General features: G+C 69.2%; 16 protein-coding genes and 1 pseudogene. 4 read left to right on the top strand and 13 right to left on the bottom strand.

Translation table 11 applies throughout. The features are described from left to right. Nucleotides 1-14: 14 nt before the first annotated feature. From E4N62_RS24860 to E4N62_RS48145, 11 genes are all read right to left on the bottom strand, one after another. On the bottom strand, nt 15-152 hold the full coding sequence (locus E4N62_RS24860; protein WP_230217891.1) for a hypothetical protein: 138 nt from the start codon (nt 150-152) through the stop codon (nt 15-17). A 344-nt stretch (nt 153-496) separates the two neighbouring features. Then, on the bottom strand, nt 497-3,085 hold the full coding sequence (locus E4N62_RS24855) for a DNA translocase FtsK (RefSeq protein WP_230217888.1): 2,589 nt from the start codon (nt 3,083-3,085) through the stop codon (nt 497-499). A 166-nt stretch (nt 3,086-3,251) separates the two neighbouring features. After that, nucleotides 3,252-6,740, bottom strand: coding sequence for a hypothetical protein (locus tag E4N62_RS24850; protein WP_230217886.1), 3,489 nt, complete (start codon nt 6,738-6,740; stop codon nt 3,252-3,254). An 82-nt stretch (nt 6,741-6,822) separates the two neighbouring features. Beyond that, a complete protein-coding gene (locus tag E4N62_RS24845; protein ID WP_230217884.1) occupies nt 6,823-7,218 on the bottom strand; it encodes a hypothetical protein in 396 nt (131 codons plus the stop codon). Between the two features lie 2 nt (nt 7,219-7,220). After that, a complete protein-coding gene (locus E4N62_RS24840; RefSeq protein ID WP_230217882.1) occupies nt 7,221-7,649 on the bottom strand; it encodes a hypothetical protein in 429 nt (142 codons plus the stop codon). 1,086 nt (nt 7,650-8,735) lie between these two features. Further along, on the bottom strand, nt 8,736-9,107 hold the full coding sequence (locus tag E4N62_RS24835) for a hypothetical protein (protein WP_230217880.1): 372 nt from the start codon (nt 9,105-9,107) through the stop codon (nt 8,736-8,738). Between the two features lie 226 nt (nt 9,108-9,333). Beyond that, nucleotides 9,334-10,626, bottom strand: coding sequence for a hypothetical protein (locus E4N62_RS24830; protein ID WP_230217878.1), 1,293 nt, complete (start codon nt 10,624-10,626; stop codon nt 9,334-9,336). 222 nt (nt 10,627-10,848) lie between these two features. Beyond that, nucleotides 10,849-11,628: a hypothetical protein gene (locus E4N62_RS24825; protein WP_230217876.1), complete on the bottom strand. Its 780-nt coding sequence runs from the start codon at nt 11,626-11,628 to the stop codon at nt 10,849-10,851. Between the two features lie 77 nt (nt 11,629-11,705). After that, nucleotides 11,706-11,903: a DUF5999 family protein gene (locus E4N62_RS24820; RefSeq protein ID WP_308185591.1), complete on the bottom strand. Its 198-nt coding sequence runs from the start codon at nt 11,901-11,903 to the stop codon at nt 11,706-11,708. 207 nt (nt 11,904-12,110) lie between these two features. Continuing rightward, nucleotides 12,111-12,314, bottom strand: a complete 204-nt coding sequence (locus E4N62_RS24815; RefSeq protein WP_230217872.1) for a hypothetical protein — start codon at nt 12,312-12,314, stop codon at nt 12,111-12,113. A gap of 39 nt (nt 12,315-12,353) precedes the next feature. Continuing rightward, nucleotides 12,354-12,632 (bottom strand): WhiB family transcriptional regulator, encoded by a 279-nt coding sequence (locus E4N62_RS48145; protein ID WP_268269811.1) that lies wholly within the window; start codon nt 12,630-12,632, stop codon nt 12,354-12,356. Between E4N62_RS48145 and E4N62_RS24805 the strand changes: the two genes are divergently transcribed. The 3 genes from E4N62_RS24805 to E4N62_RS24795 are packed head-to-tail and all read left to right on the top strand — an operon-like array spanning nt 12,621 to nt 16,806. Next, complete coding sequence (locus E4N62_RS24805; protein ID WP_230217870.1) at nt 12,621-13,799, top strand: tyrosine-type recombinase/integrase; 1,179 nt, start codon at nt 12,621-12,623, stop codon at nt 13,797-13,799. The two genes, E4N62_RS48145 and E4N62_RS24805, sit on opposite strands and share 12 nt — an antisense overlap. Further along, nucleotides 13,799-16,285: a tyrosine-type recombinase/integrase gene (locus E4N62_RS24800; protein WP_230217868.1), complete on the top strand. Its 2,487-nt coding sequence runs from the start codon at nt 13,799-13,801 to the stop codon at nt 16,283-16,285. The genes E4N62_RS24805 and E4N62_RS24800 overlap by 1 nt, the downstream gene beginning before the upstream one ends. Continuing rightward, complete coding sequence (locus E4N62_RS24795; protein WP_230217866.1) at nt 16,282-16,806, top strand: DUF6262 family protein; 525 nt, start codon at nt 16,282-16,284, stop codon at nt 16,804-16,806. Before E4N62_RS24800 ends, E4N62_RS24795 begins: the two co-directional genes overlap by 4 nt. Before the next feature lie 20 nt (nt 16,807-16,826). Here E4N62_RS24795 and E4N62_RS24790 read toward each other — a convergent pair whose 3' ends face one another. Further along, on the bottom strand, nt 16,827-17,618 hold the full coding sequence (locus E4N62_RS24790) for a MerR family transcriptional regulator (RefSeq protein ID WP_230217864.1): 792 nt from the start codon (nt 17,616-17,618) through the stop codon (nt 16,827-16,829). A 32-nt stretch (nt 17,619-17,650) separates the two neighbouring features. Here E4N62_RS24790 and E4N62_RS24785 point away from each other — a divergent pair, with 32 nt between their 5' ends. Further along, nucleotides 17,651-18,118 carry a DUF6194 family protein gene (locus E4N62_RS24785; RefSeq protein WP_230216079.1) on the top strand — a complete coding sequence of 156 codons (468 nt, stop codon included), beginning with the start codon at nt 17,651-17,653 and terminating at the stop codon, nt 18,116-18,118. A gap of 110 nt (nt 18,119-18,228) precedes the next feature. Here E4N62_RS24785 and E4N62_RS24780 read toward each other — a convergent pair. Continuing rightward, a pseudogene (locus E4N62_RS24780) lies at nt 18,229-18,342 on the bottom strand (WhiB family transcriptional regulator); the annotation flags it as partial. Nucleotides 18,343-18,512: the final 170 nt, after the last annotated feature.

The raw sequence follows: 18,512 nt of genomic DNA, 5'->3' as shown, positions 1-18,512 counted from the left end.
CGCCCGATCCGGGATCAGGCGGCCTGTGGGAAAGGGCCGAGCAGCCGGTGGTGCGCGTCGCGTTGACCGGCGACGGTCACGTGCTCGTCCTGAGGGTCGATGGGGTTCTCTGCTGCGTTGCCGTCCGGGGCGGGCGCGGGCGTGAAGTTCATGGGGGCACCTCACCCGGCAGCCCCGACCAGGGCGGCGACCATCAGCCCCGACCACCGGTCACGATCAGGCAACGTGTTGCCTGGGCTGCCGTGGTCGGGGTGATGGTCGGGCCGACCATGACGGACCCGGGCGCTGGAGTGCTCGGTCCCATGCTGTGGTCGCACCCTGTACCGCCGTGGAGCAGGCGTCGTGATCGCTGCGGTCAGCCGACTGCCCGCCGACTCCATGGCGGCGTGGCCTCGGTCCGGCTGGCGACCGGGACCGAGGCAGGTCGACGGGGCAGTCCGCTGGCACCCGGCTCACGATGTCCGCGCAGGCGCGGGGTTCTGGCGGCGGGTGCGGCTCATTGCAGCCACTCTCCGCCAGTCGCGGTCTGAACCCGCTCCTGGAGGCTGTCGGTGTCCGCGCCTTCTCCTTGCGCACTGCCGGGTAAGGGACGGAGCAATGCCAGCACCCCGTCCAGTTCATCCGGCTTCACGAGGACGTCACGCGCCTTGGAGCCCTCGCTGGGACCGACGATGTCGCGGGACTCCATGAGGTCCATCAGCCGCCCGGCCTTGGCGAAGCCGACTCGCAGCTTGCGCTGAAGCATGGACGTCGAACCGAACTGGGTGGAGACGACCAGTTCGGCCGCCTCGCACAGCAGGTCCAGGTCGTCGCCGATCTCCTCGTCGATCTCCTTCTTCTGTTTGGTGCCCACGACGTCGTCCCTGAAGACGGGTGCCATCTTGGCCTTGCAGTGCTGGACGACGGCCGCGATCTCGTTCTCGGTCACGAAGGCGCCCTGCATACGGGCTGGCGTGTTCGCCCCCATCGGCAGGAACAGCCCGTCGCCCTTGCCGATCAGCTTCTCGGCGCCGGGCTGGTCGAGGATGACGCGCGAGTCGGTGAGCGAGGCGGTGGCGAAGGCGAGCCGCGAGGGCACGTTCGCTTTGATCAGCCCGGTGACAACGTCGACCGACGGCCGCTGCGTGGCGAGCACCAGGTGGATGCCGGCCGCACGCGCGAGCTGCGTGATCCGCACGATCGCGTCCTCGACGTCGCGCGGGGCGACCATCATCAGGTCGGCGAGCTCATCGACGATCACCAGCAGATACGGATAGGTCTTGAGCTCCCGCTCGCTGCCGACCGGTGCCTTCACTGTGCCGCTTCGTACGGCTGCGTTGAAGTCGTCGATGTGCCGGAAGCCGTACGCCGCGAGGTCGTCGTAGCGCAGGTCCATCTCGCGTACGACCCACTGGAGCGCCTCGGCGGCGCGCTTCGGGTTGGTGATGATCGGGGTGATCAGGTGCGGGATGCCCTCGTAGGCGGTCAGCTCGACCCGCTTGGGGTCGACAAGGACCATCCGTACGTCCTCGGGCGTCGCGCGGACCATGACCGAGGTGATCAGGCAGTTGATGCACGACGACTTGCCGGAACCGGTGGCTCCGGCGACCAGGATGTGCGGCATCTTCGCGAGGTTGGCCATGACGTAGCCGCCCTCGACGTCCTTGCCGAGCGCGACCAGCAACGGGTGGTCGTCCTCGGCGGCCGCGGCCAGCCGCAGCACGTCACCGAGGTTGACCATCTCGCGGTCGGTGTTCGGGATCTCGATGCCGACCGCGGACTTGCCGGGGATCGGGCTGATGATCCGCACGTCGGGGCTGGCGACGGCGTAGGCGATGTTCTTCGTCAGCGCGGTGATGCGCTCGACCTTTACGGCGGGGCCGAGCTCGACCTCGTAGCGCGTGACTGTCGGCCCGCGCGTGAAGCCGGTGACGGCGACGTCCACCTTGAACTCGGAGAAGAGGTTCGAGAGCGAGGCGACGACCGCGTCGTTGACGGCGCTGCGCGCCTTGCCGGGCCCGCCGCGCGTGAGGAGGTCGAGCGAGGGCAGGGAGTAGGTGATGTCGTTGGACAGCTGGAGTTGTCCCGCGCGCGCTGGAAGATCGCGCTCCTCGCCAGCAGGCGGCGCCTTGGTGAGGTCGGGGACGACCAGGGGGGACGACTCCATCCCGTGCGGCTGGGCGGCGGGTGCCGGCATTGCTGCGGTCTTGAGTTTCCCGCGCGGTGGGAGGGCCTCCTGCTCGACGCCGTCGGGGTCGTATGCCTCTCCGACGGGCCCGCGACGGCGGGAGCGCGCGGGCGACGCTTCGTGCTGCTGCTCCGGGTACCGCTCGTCGTCCTCCCTGGGCGTGCCGGCCGCTTGCCCCTGGACGACGCCGAGGTGCGCGCCGAGCGCCCGCAGCCGCTGCGGGATGGCGTTGACTGGGGTGGCCGTGACTACCAGCAGCCCGAAGACGATTAGCAGCACCACCAGCGGTGCGGCCAGCACGTCGCTCATGGCGTATGTCAGCGGGGTCGCGACGCCCCAGCCGATCAGTCCGCCAGCGTCCCGTATGGCCTGCATGCCGTCGTCTCGCGCGGGCGAGTCGCACACGATGTGGACCAGCCCGAGGACACCGATCAGCAGCGCGGACAGGCCGATCACGATACGGCCGTTGGCCTCGGGCTTCTCGGGGTGCCGGACGAACCGGACGGCGATCAGCGCGAGCAGGATCGGTACGAGCAGGTCGAGCCGCCCGAAGGCGCCGGTCACCAGGATCTCGACGAGGTCGCCGACCGGGCCCTTGAGGTCGGCCCAGGTGCCCGCGGCGACGATCAGCGCGAGGGCGAACAGCAGCAGCGCGACGCCGTCCTTGCGGTGCGCCGGATCGAGGTTCCTGGCGCCCCGCCCCATACTGCGGAAGAGCCAGTACACAATCCTGGTAGGCCTGGGTGACCGCTTCGCCGCGGCCTTCTTGGCAGGGGTCCTCTTCGCGGCGGGCTTCTTGGCCGGTGCCCTTTTCGCCGCGGCCCTTTTTGCAGGGGCCCTTTTCGCAGGGGCCCTTTTCGCAGGGGCCCTTTTCGCGGCGGGCTTCTTGGTGGGGGTCTTCTTCACAGCGGTCTCCATGGAGGTCAGGTAGGCAGGCGGGGCAGGACGACGAGCAGCAGCAGGGCGGTGGAGAAGGCCAGGACGAGGACCGCTAGTTCGCGGTCTGGGTGGCCGGGCGCACACCGCACGGCCCCGCGGTACCGCCCGTTGGGGCGGCGAGCGGGGGCGTACGGAGAACGGCCGATCACTGGTGGAGCGGGGTGGTGCGGAATCGGGCGATGTCGTTCTTCGCGTCATGCGGAGCCAACGTCATTCCCGGTTGCCGGGAAGTTCGTTGTTGGTGGTGCCGAACCACTTGGTTTCGGTGTGCAGTTCGTTGTGCTGCACGTAGTTCGGCCCGGTGAAGTGGTTGACCGTGTGGTTCGGCAGGGCGGAGGCGCCGTCGCGTACAGCACGCCCGATCATGCGGGCTGCGACGCCGATTGAGGTGATCACTCCGGCGGTGCCCACGCCGACGATGATCAGCGTCGTCGGGCTGACGTTGGCCAGCCGCCACAGCACCAGCGAGATGGCGGCGCTGACCGGCAGCGAACCGAACGAGTAGACGAGTACGAGCGCCGCGTGGTCCGTGGCCCGCTGGGACATGGGCGGTCGTCCGTGCGGATCGAACGGCACGGTGTCTCCCGTGGCGGGCTTGGGCGGTGGAAGGTCGGGGGCGACGAGTCTGGTGGTCGTGGGGGCGTTGCTGCTGTACCAGTTGGCCAGCATGCGTGCCTCGTCGACCGCTTCCTGAGCCGTCTGCCCCCGCTTGAGGCCTGCGAGGTCGTCGGCCATGTCGTTGGTCTCCTTGCTGATGGGCCGAGGGGTGGACGCAGCAGAGGCGGCCCGCACCGTGCGGGCCGCCTCTTGCCTGGGGTGGTTCTACTTGGACGAGACCGAGTTGACGGTCTGGGTTGCCGTCTGGACTCCGTTGCCGATCAGGGTCTGAACCTTCTGGACGCCCGTGGCTCCCCAGGGGGTGGCGACCGCGAGGATCCAGAACAGGGAGATGGCGAGGAACTCCCGGCGGCGGAAGGAACTGTCCTTCTTGAACCAGATGCCGAGGCCGATGCAGGCCAGGAGGAAGAGCGCGGTGATGGTGATGTTCATGGGGATGTCTCCGGTTCGGTGAGGGCGGGCGGGTCAGGCGTCGACGCGCTGGTCGTCGAGGGGAGGCCGTGTGCCAGTCGCGGTCGACCTTGGTGAGCTTCCCGAGCCGTTCCAGACGGGTCGTGGCGTTCGCGACGTTGGACGGCTGGAGTTCGGTGACCTCGGCGATCTGCTTGTTGCGCCGGGCACCGCCGTCGACCGCGTACCAGACCTTCTGGGTGCGGGTGAGCGGCACGAGCTCGTCCAGGTCCTCGTCCTCGCTGTCCTCCTCGGTGGCGGCCGGGGCGGGCTTGAGGTCGATGACCTTGGCGTGCGGGCTGTTCTTGGACTGCTCCTGCTTGATCAGGTCGAGGAGGAAGGCTTCCTCCTCGGCGGCGTCCAGGTAGCGGTATTCCTCCCGGCGCAGGTACGCGGCGCCGGCGGCGTCGGCCTCCGGGTCGGAGAGGGTCGCCATGGGAAACCCCCGGGCGACGCGGGCCGGGTTGGTGTGGAACATGGCCCGGGACTGGGTGTACTGGGCCTTGCCGTCGGCGAGGTAGAACAGGCCGCCGGTCTCGGACCCGTCCGGGAACCGCTCGGGGAGGGGTTCCAGGCGGAATTCCGGGGTGCGGGAGCCGAGCGACATGACGTCGACGTCGGCGCGTGCGGTGCGGAACAGGCCGATGTTCCCGGACTGGAGCATGTCGCGAATGGCGTTCGCGCTGGCGTCCGATCCGATGGAGTCCAGGTTCGGGATCTGGACCCACGCCCGTGCGGACAGGCCGGCCGCCCTGGAGAGGCGGCCCACGCTGGACATGGCCCGGGTCAGCGGCTTGACGTGGAACGCGTGAGGGTCTTTGAGGACCATCTCGTTGAACTCGTCCCAGGTGACGACCATCGGTGCGAAGGGCTCGCCGGGCACGAAGAACGACCGGCCCTGCTCGATGAACCCTTCCGCGTCCAGCCACTGCATCTTCATCTGCTCGCTGTAGCGGTACTCGCTGACGCGGGTGGCGGACTGGCCCATGAGCATGGCCCCGACCGGCGACTTGACCAGCCAGTCGAGATCTCCGAACCAGGATGCGTACCCGGCGCCGCCCTTGCCGTCGGCCAGCCAGGAGATGAAGCCGTTGATGCGCTGGGCGACCTGGAGGTCTTCTTCCAGGGAGGTCTTGCCGGCGCCGGTGGTGCCGGAGCCGAACGAGTGCACCGCCGATGCGGACGGCCGCCCGGACAGGCCGCGGCGGATCGGGTCGAACTTCAGCAGCCGCCACTTCGCCGGACGGCCGTAGATGTCCTTGCCGACCGTGACGTATCCCTGCGCGTCCATGGTCAGGGCGCGCAGGTCGAGCGTCACACCGTCCTGGAGGGGGTTGGTGCTCATCTCGTTGACTTCGATCCGGCGGGCATCGATCACCCGCAGGTGAAGCCGGTCGACGGCGTCCTCGCCGGGCATGTCCAGGGCCTGGGCGATGCTGCGCGGCTGTACCTCGGCGACCGAGGAGCCCCGACGCGGCATCAGGATCTTGAACTGGCGGCCGTACTCCGTCTCCTGCACGTCGTACAGCTCGCTGCCCATGTACGGGCCGAACTCCTGCCACACAGCAGGCAGGTCGTCCATGTCCAGGTCCTCGGCGGCGGCGGCCCGCAGCCGGACGGTGAGCTTGGCACGGCTGGCGGACATGTCGTCGGGGCGGTAAACGTTGACCGCACGGGGCGGCACGTCGAACGCGATCGAGATCTCGTCCTGCCCGACGGACAGCGCGGGCCTGGCGGTGGTGGACACGATGATCGCGGTCAGCTTGTCGTCGTCCAGGTGGATGTCGACGAGCTTGGAATCGGGCAGCGGGCCGCGGTCGCACGCGATCCACTCATCCCACCGCGCGAGGTACCAGCCTGCTCCCTCCGGGTGTTCGGTCGGGGAGACCTGGAAGTCGGGACGGGCCCACACCCACGATCCCCACGAGGATCCGGCGAGCGCGGTAACGATGTGCGCCCACCAGGGCACGTCTATGAAGCCGCTCGCGGGGATCGCTGCCAGAGGCCCGGCACGCAGCGCCATCTCGGCGGGCGTGTACCGGCGCCACCAGCCGCGCTCCCAGTCGGGCAGGGCCTTGGCCCACATCCCCCGCAGCGTCGCGCAGCGGGCGCGGTAGGCCTTGGCCTTCGCCGCGCGTACGAGAGCGGCGCGGTCGTTGCGGTGGCGCCAGCCGTCGGCGATACCGATGGTCGGCACGAGCATGCCGTCGCTGCCCACGGACGGGCCGTAGCCGTCGTCTTGGGCCAGGCGGCGGCGCATCCGGCGGACCTTGCGCCGGTACCCGCGCTGGCTGCTGCGGATCATCCACTCCCACGGCTCGCCGTTCCCGGGCAGCCAGCGCCAGGGTCCGGGGTTCATGGCCAGAGCGGCCCAGCCGGCCGCGAGGCCGGTCGCGCCGATCGTGGTGAACAGGAGCGGGTCGCCAGACAGCAGGCTGGAGGCGATGCTGAGCCCGGATCCCACGTACAGGCCGGGGTTTTGCATCTGGGCCGCACGGGCGCGCAGCCCGGTCAGCTCCTGCGGAGTGTCTTCTTCTTCCTTCGTCGCTTCGGTGGTCGCTGCCATCCGGCTTTCTCCGATTCCGGGTGTGACGAAGGGCGGGGCCGCACGTTGCGGTCCCGCCCTTCGTGGTGTTCGTGTCTGGCGCCTACTTGGGCTTGATGAACTCCTTGGCCGCCATCTGCACGTGGTGCGTGCGGTTGGCGTCCGCCATCCGGCCGTGCTGGGCCTGCGTCTCATCGGCCAGGCCCTGCGCCACGGTGGACAGCGTGTCGGCCGCCGAGACGATCGTTCCGACGTTGGCCGACATGGCCTCCGTCAGCGTCGAGACCTCCATGTAGGCGGTGGTGGTCGGCTCGTCGACTTCGAGGACGGTCATCGCGTCGGACATGTACTTCGCCGAGGCGCCGCGGTCGTCGAAGCGGGACTTGAGACGTTCCACGGCCCGTTTGGTGTTGGCGGCGCGGATGCCGTACGCCGCTGCCCTCGCGAGGACGGCGGCGTAGGTGACGATCGCGGTGAAACCACCCTTGGCGTCGCTCATGGTCAGGCTCCCCTCGTCTCGTAGACCTCGGTGTGCGCGGAGGTGTCCTCGGCGTCGACCGCGTCGGAGATGTAGACGTCGCGGTCGGCCACGGACTCCATGTCCTTCGCGATGTCCGCGTACAGGCCCTGGCCGGCCACCAGCAGGGCCTTGGCCTTCACGACGGCCTCGCCCTGGGCCTTCGTGTTCGACTTCAGCTCGGCGAGCTGGGAGTCGATCACCCCGTACTGCTCCTTGCCGCGGGTGACCCAGCCCATGACCTTCGGCCCGAAGCCGACGGCCTCCATGGCCACGAGCAGGGAGTCGCCGCGGCTGATCTCCCGCTGGCAGCGTTTGCCGATGCGGTCGTAGACGACCAGGTCGTCCTCGCACATCAGGGAGAGCTCGTCGCTCTCTTCCTCAACGGACTCGTACGACACTTCTGCCGCCATACGCCCAACTCCTTCTCCGGCAGCGGCCGGTTCCTTGGTGGTGTTCACGGGTGCCGTCACAGCGGCCGCGGGCTCCGTCACGGTCGCGGCGAGTTCCGTCACAGCGGGTGCCGGTTCCGTGTCGGAGTCCGTCACAGCCGTGACGGGTTCCGTCACGGTCGCGTCCGGGGCCGTCACGGGCTCCGCCGCGGCGGGATCGGACGGCTCGTCGGTGCTCTTGGGCTTCGTGGCTTCCTCGGGTTCCGCCTTGCCGGCCGCTGGGTCCGTCTCCTCCGAGCTGCGGGGTTCCGGTACCGGCGAGGGCCCATCTGCGGCCCCTTCAGGGGCAGTTGGGGCCGTTGAGGCTCCCGGGGGCCCGTCATCGGCCGTTGGCGCCTCAGAGGCCCCCTCAGGGGGCTTCTCGCCCGCTTCGGGCTCCGAGACTGGGTCCGGCCTGGCCAGGGACACTCCCTCGCCCTCGCCGCTGCCGGTTCCGCCCGTCGGAGGATCGGCCGGGATCGGCGGCACCTCCGGCGGGTGGGCTGGAGGCAGCGGGATGAGCACCGGAGCCGGGTCAGGTTCGCCCCGTGCCCGACGGCGCTTGCGGTGCTCGCGCAGTGCGCCCCTGCCCGTGTCCTCGGCCCAGGCCACGCCTCGAGCGGTCCAGCTGCCGACGCGGCGCCCCACTGGGGTCGCCACCCGCTCGATGCGGGTGTGGCCGCGGTAGCCCGCCCGGAACGCTTCCGGGAGCGTGAGCACCGGGTCGCGTTCCGAGGCTGGCGCATCCTTCCACGGCGAGACTCCCGGCCTGCGTTCAGCCGGCCGAGCGGCGCCGTGCTTGTCGGCGATCTTCTGCACGGCCTTCTCGTGCCGGGTGTTCTCCCGAAGGATGTCTCGCTGCGCCGGAGACAGCCCCAGCTTCGCCTGCTCGCTCTGCGCGCCTGCTGTGTGTGCGAGCCAGGCGCACGCCGCGAGAAGCAGAACTTCCATCGCATTCCCCTCACGGTCTGCAACCGGGGGGAGTGAACGCGGCCCTCGTGCGCGTACGTACGCGTGTAGGGCCGGGTCGCGTTCATCTCCCCCCGGGGTGAATGAATGAGTGAACGATCACCGCGAGTAGCGGTCGGTGATCCGTTGGAGGGCTTCGCGGACCTCGCGCCAGGCGCGGTTGGCGATCACCGGATCGGGGTCGCGCAGCACGCCGCGCAGCCGGTCCAGTCGCTTGATCGCACCCTCCTTGGCGGACCTTCCGTCCGCCTCTCTGATCTCCTTCGTCCAGTACGCGGAACCGCGTACCGAGTGGCGGTCGGTGGTCTGCTGGAGGAGGTTGCCGACGTCGCGCCAGGCGCGGTCGGCGACCCCCGGATCGAGTCGGCGCAGTACGCCGTGCAGCCGGTCCACTCGCTTGATCGCACCCTCTTTGGGGGATCGCGCGTCCGCCTTTTTGATCGCTTTTGTCCAGTACGCGGATCCGCCCATCGGGCCTGGTTTTCCTCCGTTCGTTCGGGGTGTCGGGTGGGGGTGCAGAGCGCTCCGGGTCTGCTCGCTGGGTCTGCTTGCCGGGTCTGCGAACGCTCCGCTCACCGGGTCACTCGCCAGCTCACTCGCCGGACTGCTTTGCACCTGTTTCGACCGCTTCCGGCAGTCGCAGCAAAGGCCAACCCGCCGGGGCGAGTTGGCCTTCACTGGTGGTGTCGGACGCTGCTCAGGCGTCGGTCTTCTCGGGGGTCTCGGTCTCCTCGTGCGACATCAGGTGGCCCCAGACGCGGCGCACCCGCTCCTCGCCGCCGACGAAGCCGGCGTCGCGGAAGGCGGTGACGGCCTGGCGGTAGGACAGCGGCGGGTCGTCGGAGTAGCGCAGGTGGCGCAGGACGACCTCCAGCTGCGCCTCCGTCAGCCGCTCGCCCGTCACCGGGGTGGGCACGCCCGCGACGGCCGCGACCTCTTCGAGCGTGACGGGGTGCGACGACTCCTGTGACGGCGTCCCGTCCGTGACGGAACCGGGCGTGACGGAGCCGTCGACCGTGACGTTTTCCGTCACACCGTGCGCGACGGAGCCCGTGACGGTGTGCGTCACGGTGTCCGTGACGGATTCCGTGGAGTGCGACGGCCGCGCGGCCGTGCCGCCACTGACCTGTGTGCCTGTCTTCGTCGCACCCTGCGGGCCGCTCGTGACGGCGGCGTCACGGGGCGGCGGGTTCGTCACGGAGTGCGTGCCGCCGGTGTGACGGACTGCCTCGTCCGTGACGGACCCTGTGCCGGAACCGTCGCGCCCGACCGTGCCGGGAAGCGCGGGCGTGACGGACGCGGTGAGCGCGGGCGTGACGGATGCCAGGTCGAACATGCCGGCCAGCGCGTCGTTCGCGCCTTCCGTCATGCGGTCCCGCTGAACCGTCACGAGGCCCGCGCCGAGCGTCGCGTCGCCCGTGCCGACCTTCTTGGCCAGGTCCCACGACTTCAGCTCCGACTCCTTGCGCGTCTTCTCGTCGGGGTGGTTCGCGGCACGGGCCCGGTGGTACGCGAGCTGCTGCATCGTCTTCGCGTTCCGGCGCTGGGCCTCCATGTCGATGCCGGTGACCCGGATGACAATGCGGCGGGCCAGCAGGCCCATGCCCTCGGCGGAGGAGCACATGGCCAGCGGCGTGACGGCGAAGACGATCGCCTCGGTGGTGGTCTGCGCGACGGCGGCGCCGGTGCCGGAGGCCGTTGCGGGCAGCAGCCACAGCCCGACCCGGACGGCGGCCGGCGAAGACTGGCCCAGCAGGGTCAGCCCGACGTAGACGAGCGCCAGGGAGAGCGTGGCGCCCTCACCGGCGGCGACCACGCCCCACGCCGTGGCCGAGCGGTGGAAGACGCCGGTGATGTTGGTGTAGGTGCCCCAGGCGCCCAGGCCGGCGAAGACGACCATCGGCACGGCGGCGGCGATGAGGATGATGCGCTGGCCCCGGGTCAGCTTCGCTTCCGGGGGAGGGGACGTGGATGTGGGTGTGGGTGTCATGGTTCTTCACTCCTGACGGCAGTTGGGGGACAAGGGGAGCCGGGCCCGGTACGGGGGAGCTGTCGTACCGGGCCCGGCAGCAGGACGGCCGGCCTCCCGTGGGGGAGGCCGGCCGTGGAGCACGGGATCGGGGGAAAGTCCCTGCTGCTCCCTGCCGGTCCCGCCGACGTGAATCGGCAGGACCGACAGGCAGCCCCGGGGCGAGATGCTCCGGGGTGGGTGTCAGACGAGTTCGCTGTCGCTCAGGTCCCTGTCGCCGGCCAGGACCTGAACCTCACGCAGCCGCTCGCGCTGCGCGTCGATCTCCTTGTGGACGCGGTCGATGAGGCGGTCGCCGATGCCGCGCCAACCCGCCGTGGACGAGGTGTAGGCGCCGTGCCAGGCGATGTGCCAGTCGGAGTCGTCCAGACCGAGTTCCTTCGCGATGGTGCTCAGCGGAAGGTCATCGTCCTCGCCCGCGACCCGGATCTGCTCCTCGGCGAGCCGGGTGAGCTTCTCCGCGATGTCGTCGAAGGCCTCAGCCGCGGCCTCGGCGGCGCGTTCGGCGTCGGTGAGCCGCAGCAGCTGGGCGCGCCAGAGGCCGTCCTCGGTGGTCCAGAACTCGCGGAAAGTGGCCACGAGTTGTCCGTGGGCGGCCGTCCAGGCCTCCCACATCGGCGCGGCCTGCTTCAGGAGCGGTCCGGCCTGCCGCCGTAACCGCGCCTTCGACCACAGGACCCGCGCGGCCTCGTACTCGTTCGACAGCTCGGCGGACTGCTCGCGGGTCAGCGTCGTGTCCCGGATGGCCTCGATCGACATCTGCGGCTGCTCTTCCAGGCCGGTGAACGCGCGGAAGGAGTACGTCACCCAGCCCTCGAAGCGTCCGGGTTCGGACCGGAGGAAGAGCGGGTGGTGGTAGCGGGAGATGTCCGCGGCCGCGGCGGTACTCGTCGCGGTGCCGGGCCGGTGGTGGGACAGACCGGTGTCGTCCAGCGGTGTCTTGAGGGGAATGAGCTCAGCCATCGATCCTCCAATGATCGAAAAGCCCGGGACCCTCCCGGACTCACAGGCAGAAGCAGGGCGGGCTGACCAGGAAGGGATCAGGCGGTCACGGAGGCCGGCGTGGGACGCCGCGGACCGGTGATCCGTCCGTCGGGCAGCAGCTCACCGGTGTCGTCGAAGACGAAGAGGCCGTTGCACAGCAGGCTCCAGCCCTGCTCCGGGTGGGTGGCCACGGTCTGCGCGGCCTCGCGGTCCGGGCTGCCTGCAGGCGGGCACGTCGGCTCGTGCCGGCACAACGACGAGGTGGTCGCGGTCATGGAGGAACTCCCTCAGGGTGTCGGGGACGGGGGTGGACCGGGAGCGAGCGCCAGGGCGCTGGGGTGGTCCCTGCGTTCTCCGCCGCCACCGGACTGGCCGGGACCGGGCCGGTGACGACGGGCTGAGCAGGGGGGAGCGTGCGTTGTCGTGTTGCGCGCCCGCCGGGACAGCGGGCAAATCGTCCGTCAGCTCGCGCGGCGGCTGCGGGCGACGAAGCCGGTGCCCCCGGACTCGTCGAGCCACCGCTGAGCGTGCTCTTGGTCGTGAGCGCCAACGATCGGAGCGAGCCCGTCATCAGTGGTGACGAACGCGGACCACGTCGTGCCGTCGTTCTCCGTTTCGGCCTGGGCAGCGGCGAGTTGGCTGTCGAGCCACGCGGGCAGAGGCACCTCGTTCTCCTCAGGTCAGGGCGGGAGTGGGGTGGGCTGTCAGGCGCTGGCCTTGCGAGCGCGGTTACGAGCCGCACGGCGCTTCATCGCGCGACGCTCGTCCTCGCTCAGTCCGCCCCACACGCCGGCGTCCTCGCCCGACTCGACGGCCCACTGGAGGCACTGCTCGATGACGGGGCAGCGGCGGCTTCTCTGGGGTGCTGACCTGCGTGGTGTGTTGTTGCAGGAGGAGGCTAAGTTGATCTTCTGAGACTCGTTCTTGGGGGCTGTAGCTCTGTGGCGGGTTGTTGCATCAACCGTCGAATCATGGAGTTGCATGTGCGGGCCTTTCCTGTGGAGTTGCCGTCTGGAGTGCGGTACTGGACGGTCGTGGACGACGACCTCCAGGTGGTGCCGGTCGCTGACCAGTGGCTGAGGTTCTTGCGGTTTGGCCGGAGCCGGGCCGAGCTGACGACGAAGGCGTACGCCGGTGGCGTAGCCCTGTACCTGCTGTGGTGCAGGCGGACGGGGCGGCAATGGCCGCAGGCAGCCCGGGACTTGGGCCTGTTCATGGTCTGGTTGAAGTTCACGCCGTCGACGAGGGACGGCGAACCGGCCTCGGTGGTGTTGGGGCCCGGGGCCGATCCGGCCCGAAGGGAACGGCGGATGAACGGGGTACTGACCGCGGTGCGTGGGCTGTTGTCGTACGCCGTGTCGGTGGGTGAGGCGCCCCGGTCGGTGCTGGGACAGATCTATGAACTGGCCGACAGCCGTGACCTGCCGCTGGAGGCGCAGGGTGAGGACTCGGGGCTGTCCTACCGGCTGCGGGCCCGGCATCGGGTGCAGGAGCCGGAGGCGGATGTCGACCGGGCCACCGACGACGAGCTGGTGGCGATGTTCCTTGAGTGCCGCAACGCGCGGGACCGGCTGATCGTACTGCTGCACGGCCGAGTCGGCCTGCGCCGCGGCCAGGTAGCGGGCCTTCGCCGCAGCGACTGCCATCTGCTGCCCGATTCAAAGGCGTTGGGCTGCGACTACGAAGGCCCTCACCTGCACGTTCGCCGCCGGGACAACCACAACGGCGCTTGGTCGAAGTCGAAGAAGGCATGGACCCAGCCGGTGGACTTCCTCGTCGTCCAGGCCTTCGACCAGTACATCGACGAGCGCCAGCAGATCCTCGGAACCGGCGGCAGCGACTTCCTGCTGGTGAACCTGTTCCGTGAACCGCTGGGCACCCCGATGACGCCCGACGCGATGGGCGAGCTGTTCGAGCGCCTGGGCGAGCGGGCAAAGCTGTCGCGGAAGGTGGGCCCGCACATGGCCCGCCGTGCGTTCGGCAGCAACGTCTCGGACGCCGGCGGCACGCTGGACGAGGTGCAGGCCCTGCTCGGTCAGGATCACCCGGAGTCACCGCGACCGTATCTGATACCTGACCGGTCCCGGCTGCGTGAGGCGATCGAGCGTGTCCCCTCACCGCGGGCCCGCCGCGGTCTGGAGGAGAGCTGATGGCGACGCCTCTTCCTCTGGCCCGTGAACTGCAGGATCTGCGGACCAGCGAGATCATCGACGCGCTGGACGCCGACTTCCTGAGCCTTCTGAGCTGGGACTGGGAGGTGCGGGTTGCTCGCTATCCCGCCAGCCATCCGGTGCTGGGGATGCCGGATTGCGAGATCCCCGGGTGCGTGAAGGGCACCCCGCTCGGTGAGCCGATATGCGTCGGTTGTATGAACCGCTGGAGGCGGTCCGGGCTGTCCCTGGAGGACTTCACCGCCCGGGGCCGAACGGGCCGGCTTCGCAGTATCGGCCAGAAGCTCTGCGAGGTGGAGCAGTGCGAGCGTCCACGACGGTCGGTCGCCGCCAGGCTGTGTCCCGCGCACCAGTACCACTGGGCGAGATCGAGCAATCTGACCATGGAGGACTTCCTCGGCCGCCCGGATCTGCGTCCGCTGCCGGCCATCGGCCCCTGCCACGTCGCCTCCTGCTACCGGATGCGCAGCAGAGAGGGAAACCTCTACTGCGACGTGCACGCCTCGCGGCTGGTCATCGAGCGCAAGCGCGGCACTTTCGACGGTGACGAGGACAAGTGGCGTCGGACGACGCCTGCGGTGGCCGTGGACCGGGAGATCAGCCTGCGCGGCCTGCCCGACCGGCTCGTCGCCGAGCTCCTCTACAGCCTCCAGGTCCGCACCGCGCGCGAGGTGAAGACCCGCGACCACCGGTTCCGCACGATCTGCGACCGAGTGCGTATCCTCCAGATCCCGAGCCTGGAAGCGCTCGACGACGCGGACCTGGACCGCGTGGGCCTGATCGACGACCTCGGAATGATCGTCAGGGTTGCCCGGACCGCCCTGCGCCGGTTGGGGACGACTCCGGAGACCGAACGCCTCAAGGACATCTGGGACCTGGTCGTCTTCGGGCACAGCGGCACGCTCAACTTCACCAAGATCCATCAGAAGGCCTTCCGGGAAGCGGTCAAGGTATGGGCCTACGACGAGCTGCCGCGGCGCCGGGGCCAGCACGTCGCCTCCTCTCTGCAGAACACGATCCGGGGCATGGAGCGGCTCTCGGAGTCCCTGCGGCTGCAGCGTGAGGACGGGGGACACCAGCCGCGGCTTCTCAGCCGCACCGACATCGACAACTTCTGCACCCGGATGGCCTTCCTCACCGAGACCGGCGTGTTCGGGGCCTACCACCGGGTCCACGTGATCCGGTCCGTCCGGCAGATCCTCAACAGGATCCGCGTCCTGGGCCTGACCGCCCACGGCGAGATACTGGACGGGCTCCCTGCGAGTTTCGCGCTGTCTGTGCAGGACATCCCGGACGAGCCCGAAGACACCGAGGCCGGCAAGGACCTGCCGGACGAGGTGATGCGCGAACTCTGCGACAACCTGGACCGGTTGGAAAAGACCAGCTACCGCGAGATCCGTGTCGCCACCGAGTTGCTGATCGACACCGGTCGGCGGCCCGACGAGATCGCCAAACTGCCCTGGGACTGCCTGACCACGGACCCCGACGGCTCCCTCATTTTGCTCTACGACAACCACAAGAACTACCGGCTCGGCCGACGCCTGCCGATCGCCAAGGCGACCGCCGCCATCATCACCGAACAGCAGAAACGGGTCCGCGAACGGTTCCCCGACACCCCGACCAGCATGCTCAGACTCCTGCCGAGCCCCGTGGCCAACCCCGAAGGGAAGAAGTCCATCGGCACGATCGGGGACCAGCACCGGGCATGGGTCGACGCACTGCCCGACATCATGATCCCGGTCGTCGTCGAGCTCGACGGGAAGCACGTCACGCGGCTGCTGCCGTTCGACAAGTCCAAAATCTTCCCCTACGCCTACCGGCACAGCTACGCACAACGGCACGCCGACGCCGGCATCGCACCCGATGTCCTCAAGGATTTGATGGACCATCGCGAACTCTCCACCACACAGTCCTATTACCGCGTCAACCAGGAACGACGGCGCGAAGCCGTCGACCGCGTCACCGCCCTGCAGTTCGACCGGCACGGCACCCGTGTCTGGCGCAAGGCCCAGGGCCTGCTCGACTCCGAGCACGTGCGGCGAGCCATCGGAGAGGTCGCCACGGCCTACGGCATCTGCCTGGAGCCCCACAACGTCGCGGCCGGCGGACAGAGCTGCCCGCTCCGCTTCCGCTGCGTCGGCTGCGACCACTTCCGCACCGACGCCTCCTACCTTCCCGACCTGGAGCGATACCTCGATGACCTGCTCCGCAGCCGAGAACGGCTGATGTCAGCCTTCGAGGCCGACGACTGGGCCCGCAGTGAAGCGGTGCCCTCCGAGGAAGAGATCCGCCGGGTCCGCCGCCTGATCAGCCGGGTCAAGGCCGACCTCGACGACCTCTCACCCGAGGAACGCTCCCAGATCGAGGAAGCCGTCGCGGTGGTACGCCGCAGCCGCACTGTCATGCTCGGCATGCCGCGAATCGCCCAGCCCATGCCCGACGTCCGTCCCTGGAGACTCCCATGAGCCCCACCATGCGAGACGGCCGTCAGGCCAACTCCGAGCGCCGCCGCCAGCGGGTGGCCACAGCGGTCAGGAACGCCGCGAAGAACGGCACCCCGATCAGCGTCTCGGCCATCGCCCGGCAAGCCGGAGTTGACCGCAGCTTCCTCTACCGCCATCGCGACCTGCTCGAAATCGTCCACGCTGCAGAACTCGAACCGGCAGCCCAGGACCCGGCCGGCGGCTCACCGGTCAGCCGGGCCTCGCTCCAGGCCGACCTCGCCAACGCCCAGGCCCGCAACACCCGCCTGGCCGCTCGCGTCCAGCAGCTGGAGAAGCGGCTGTCGCAGGCGCTGGGAGCTCAGGCATGGCAGGAGTCCGGGCTCGGAGCCCCAGCGGACATCGACGAGCTCCAGCGGAAGATCACGAGGCTGGAGCAGCACAATGTCGAACTGACCTCCGCGCTGGAGGAGGCCCGGTCCGATCTCGGTGCCGCGAGGGAGGCCAACCGGGATCTGACCAGAGCTCTGAACCAGCGCGGCTGAGTCAGTCACCGACCCGATCGTCAGCACGCGAGGCGGTCCGGGGGCTCTCGGGCGATCGGCGGTTCCTGAGCGGACGTGACAACGGCTGCCAAGTCTGCGCCCGCTCGGAGTAGTGCCACGGTCCGCATGGCGATCTGGTCGAGACGTTGTTGCAGGATGCGTTGGGTCTCTCCCAGGCCGTCGAGCTGGTGCAGGGAGCCCATGATGTCGCGTACTGCGGGAATGCCGTAACCGGTGCCGCGGAGGGCCGCGACGATTCGGGCCGCTCTGATCGCTGAAAGCACGTAACGACGTGCCCGCAGTGACGTCACTCGCTCGGGGATGACGAGTCCTTCCTGCTCCCAGAACCGCAGGGTTGAGGGACGGACGTCGAGCGCTGCGGCCAGCTGCGTGATCGTCATCGCGTCGCTCTCCTGCTCGAACTCGGGTGTGTTCGTCTCACCCTGGATCGCACGCAACGCTTGTTGAGCACGCAGAGCCTCGTCCCGTTCCCGCGCGAGCCGAACGTGCACCGCGCTGACCGCCGAGGCTGCCGCCGCGATCGACTCCGTCCGCAGCGCCGCGAGCATCTGCCGGGCTGCGACAGGCCCAACAGCACCGGCGAGTCCGCGATAGGCGCGAAGAGCATGCACGTGAGCTGATGTGTATGAGCGGTAACCGTTGCTCGATCGAGCGGCTGGGGGAATGACTCCCAGCCGCTCCAGGTCGCGAACCTGTTGCACCGAGTACCCCGACTCTCTGGCGACATCGACTGTTCTCAGCGGTACTCGTCGCCAACCGCTCGTGGTCTCGTCCACCGGCAAACCCCACATAAGCACTTGAAGGTAATGCTTGAACCATGAGTATGGAACAGATCATCGCGACCGTGCGAGGCCTCGACGGCGCACTTGTGCTTATCCCGGAACCGGGAAGCGACTTCCCTGAACTCGCCTGGGGGGACGCGTTCTTCTACTACGCCCCCGACGGCCAGATGCCCAAGAACGTTCAGCCCTACGGGACGATCGTCACCAAGAACTACCCCGACGACGATGCTTCCGACCTGGACCCTCCGGGCCGCTGGCGCGTGAACGTCCACATCGACCGCGCGATGTTCCAGGAGCTCACTGGAGAGGAGCCGCGCAGCATCAGCCGTCCTCGTGACTACGCGGCCGCCGACAGTTTGATGCCGCATCCGGTATACGGCACGCTCAGCTGGATCTCCGTCATCAATCCCGGTGAGAGGACGACGGACACGGTCATGCAGCTACTGCGCAGCGCTCACGAGGCTGCTCGTGCGCGGCTCGCACGGCGAAACGAACCAGGACCTGCCTGATGCGGCCCTGGCGCCACAGGTGTTGCACACGATACTGTCGATCACACCGGCGCTGAGCTGCACAAAGTGGTCTTCACTCGCCTCGCGCCACACGGTTACCCCCAGAGAAGGCGGCAGACGGCCTTGGCCTCCTCGATCTGCAGCAGCGCGGGACCGGTGTTGCCGATCGGGAAGAAGAGCTCGGGGTCCTCCTCGCGGCACACCGCGTTGTGCCGCCAGTCCACGCCGGACCCAGCGGCGGGCCTGTGGGCAGCAGAGAGGTTGACGAGATCGTAGAAGTCCTGCATGGGTCCTCCGTTGTGATCCAGATACGGACAGCCCCAGGAACTCGGAGTTCCTGGGGCTGCTGGGATGAGGGCGCTGGGAACGGTGATCTCCGGCCCCGCCTGGTGCG

The sequence above is a fragment of the Streptomyces sp. MNU76 genome (assembly GCF_020982545.1).
GTDB lineage: Bacteria > Actinomycetota > Actinomycetes > Streptomycetales > Streptomycetaceae > Streptomyces.
This window is presented reverse-complemented; position numbering and strand designations above follow the sequence as displayed.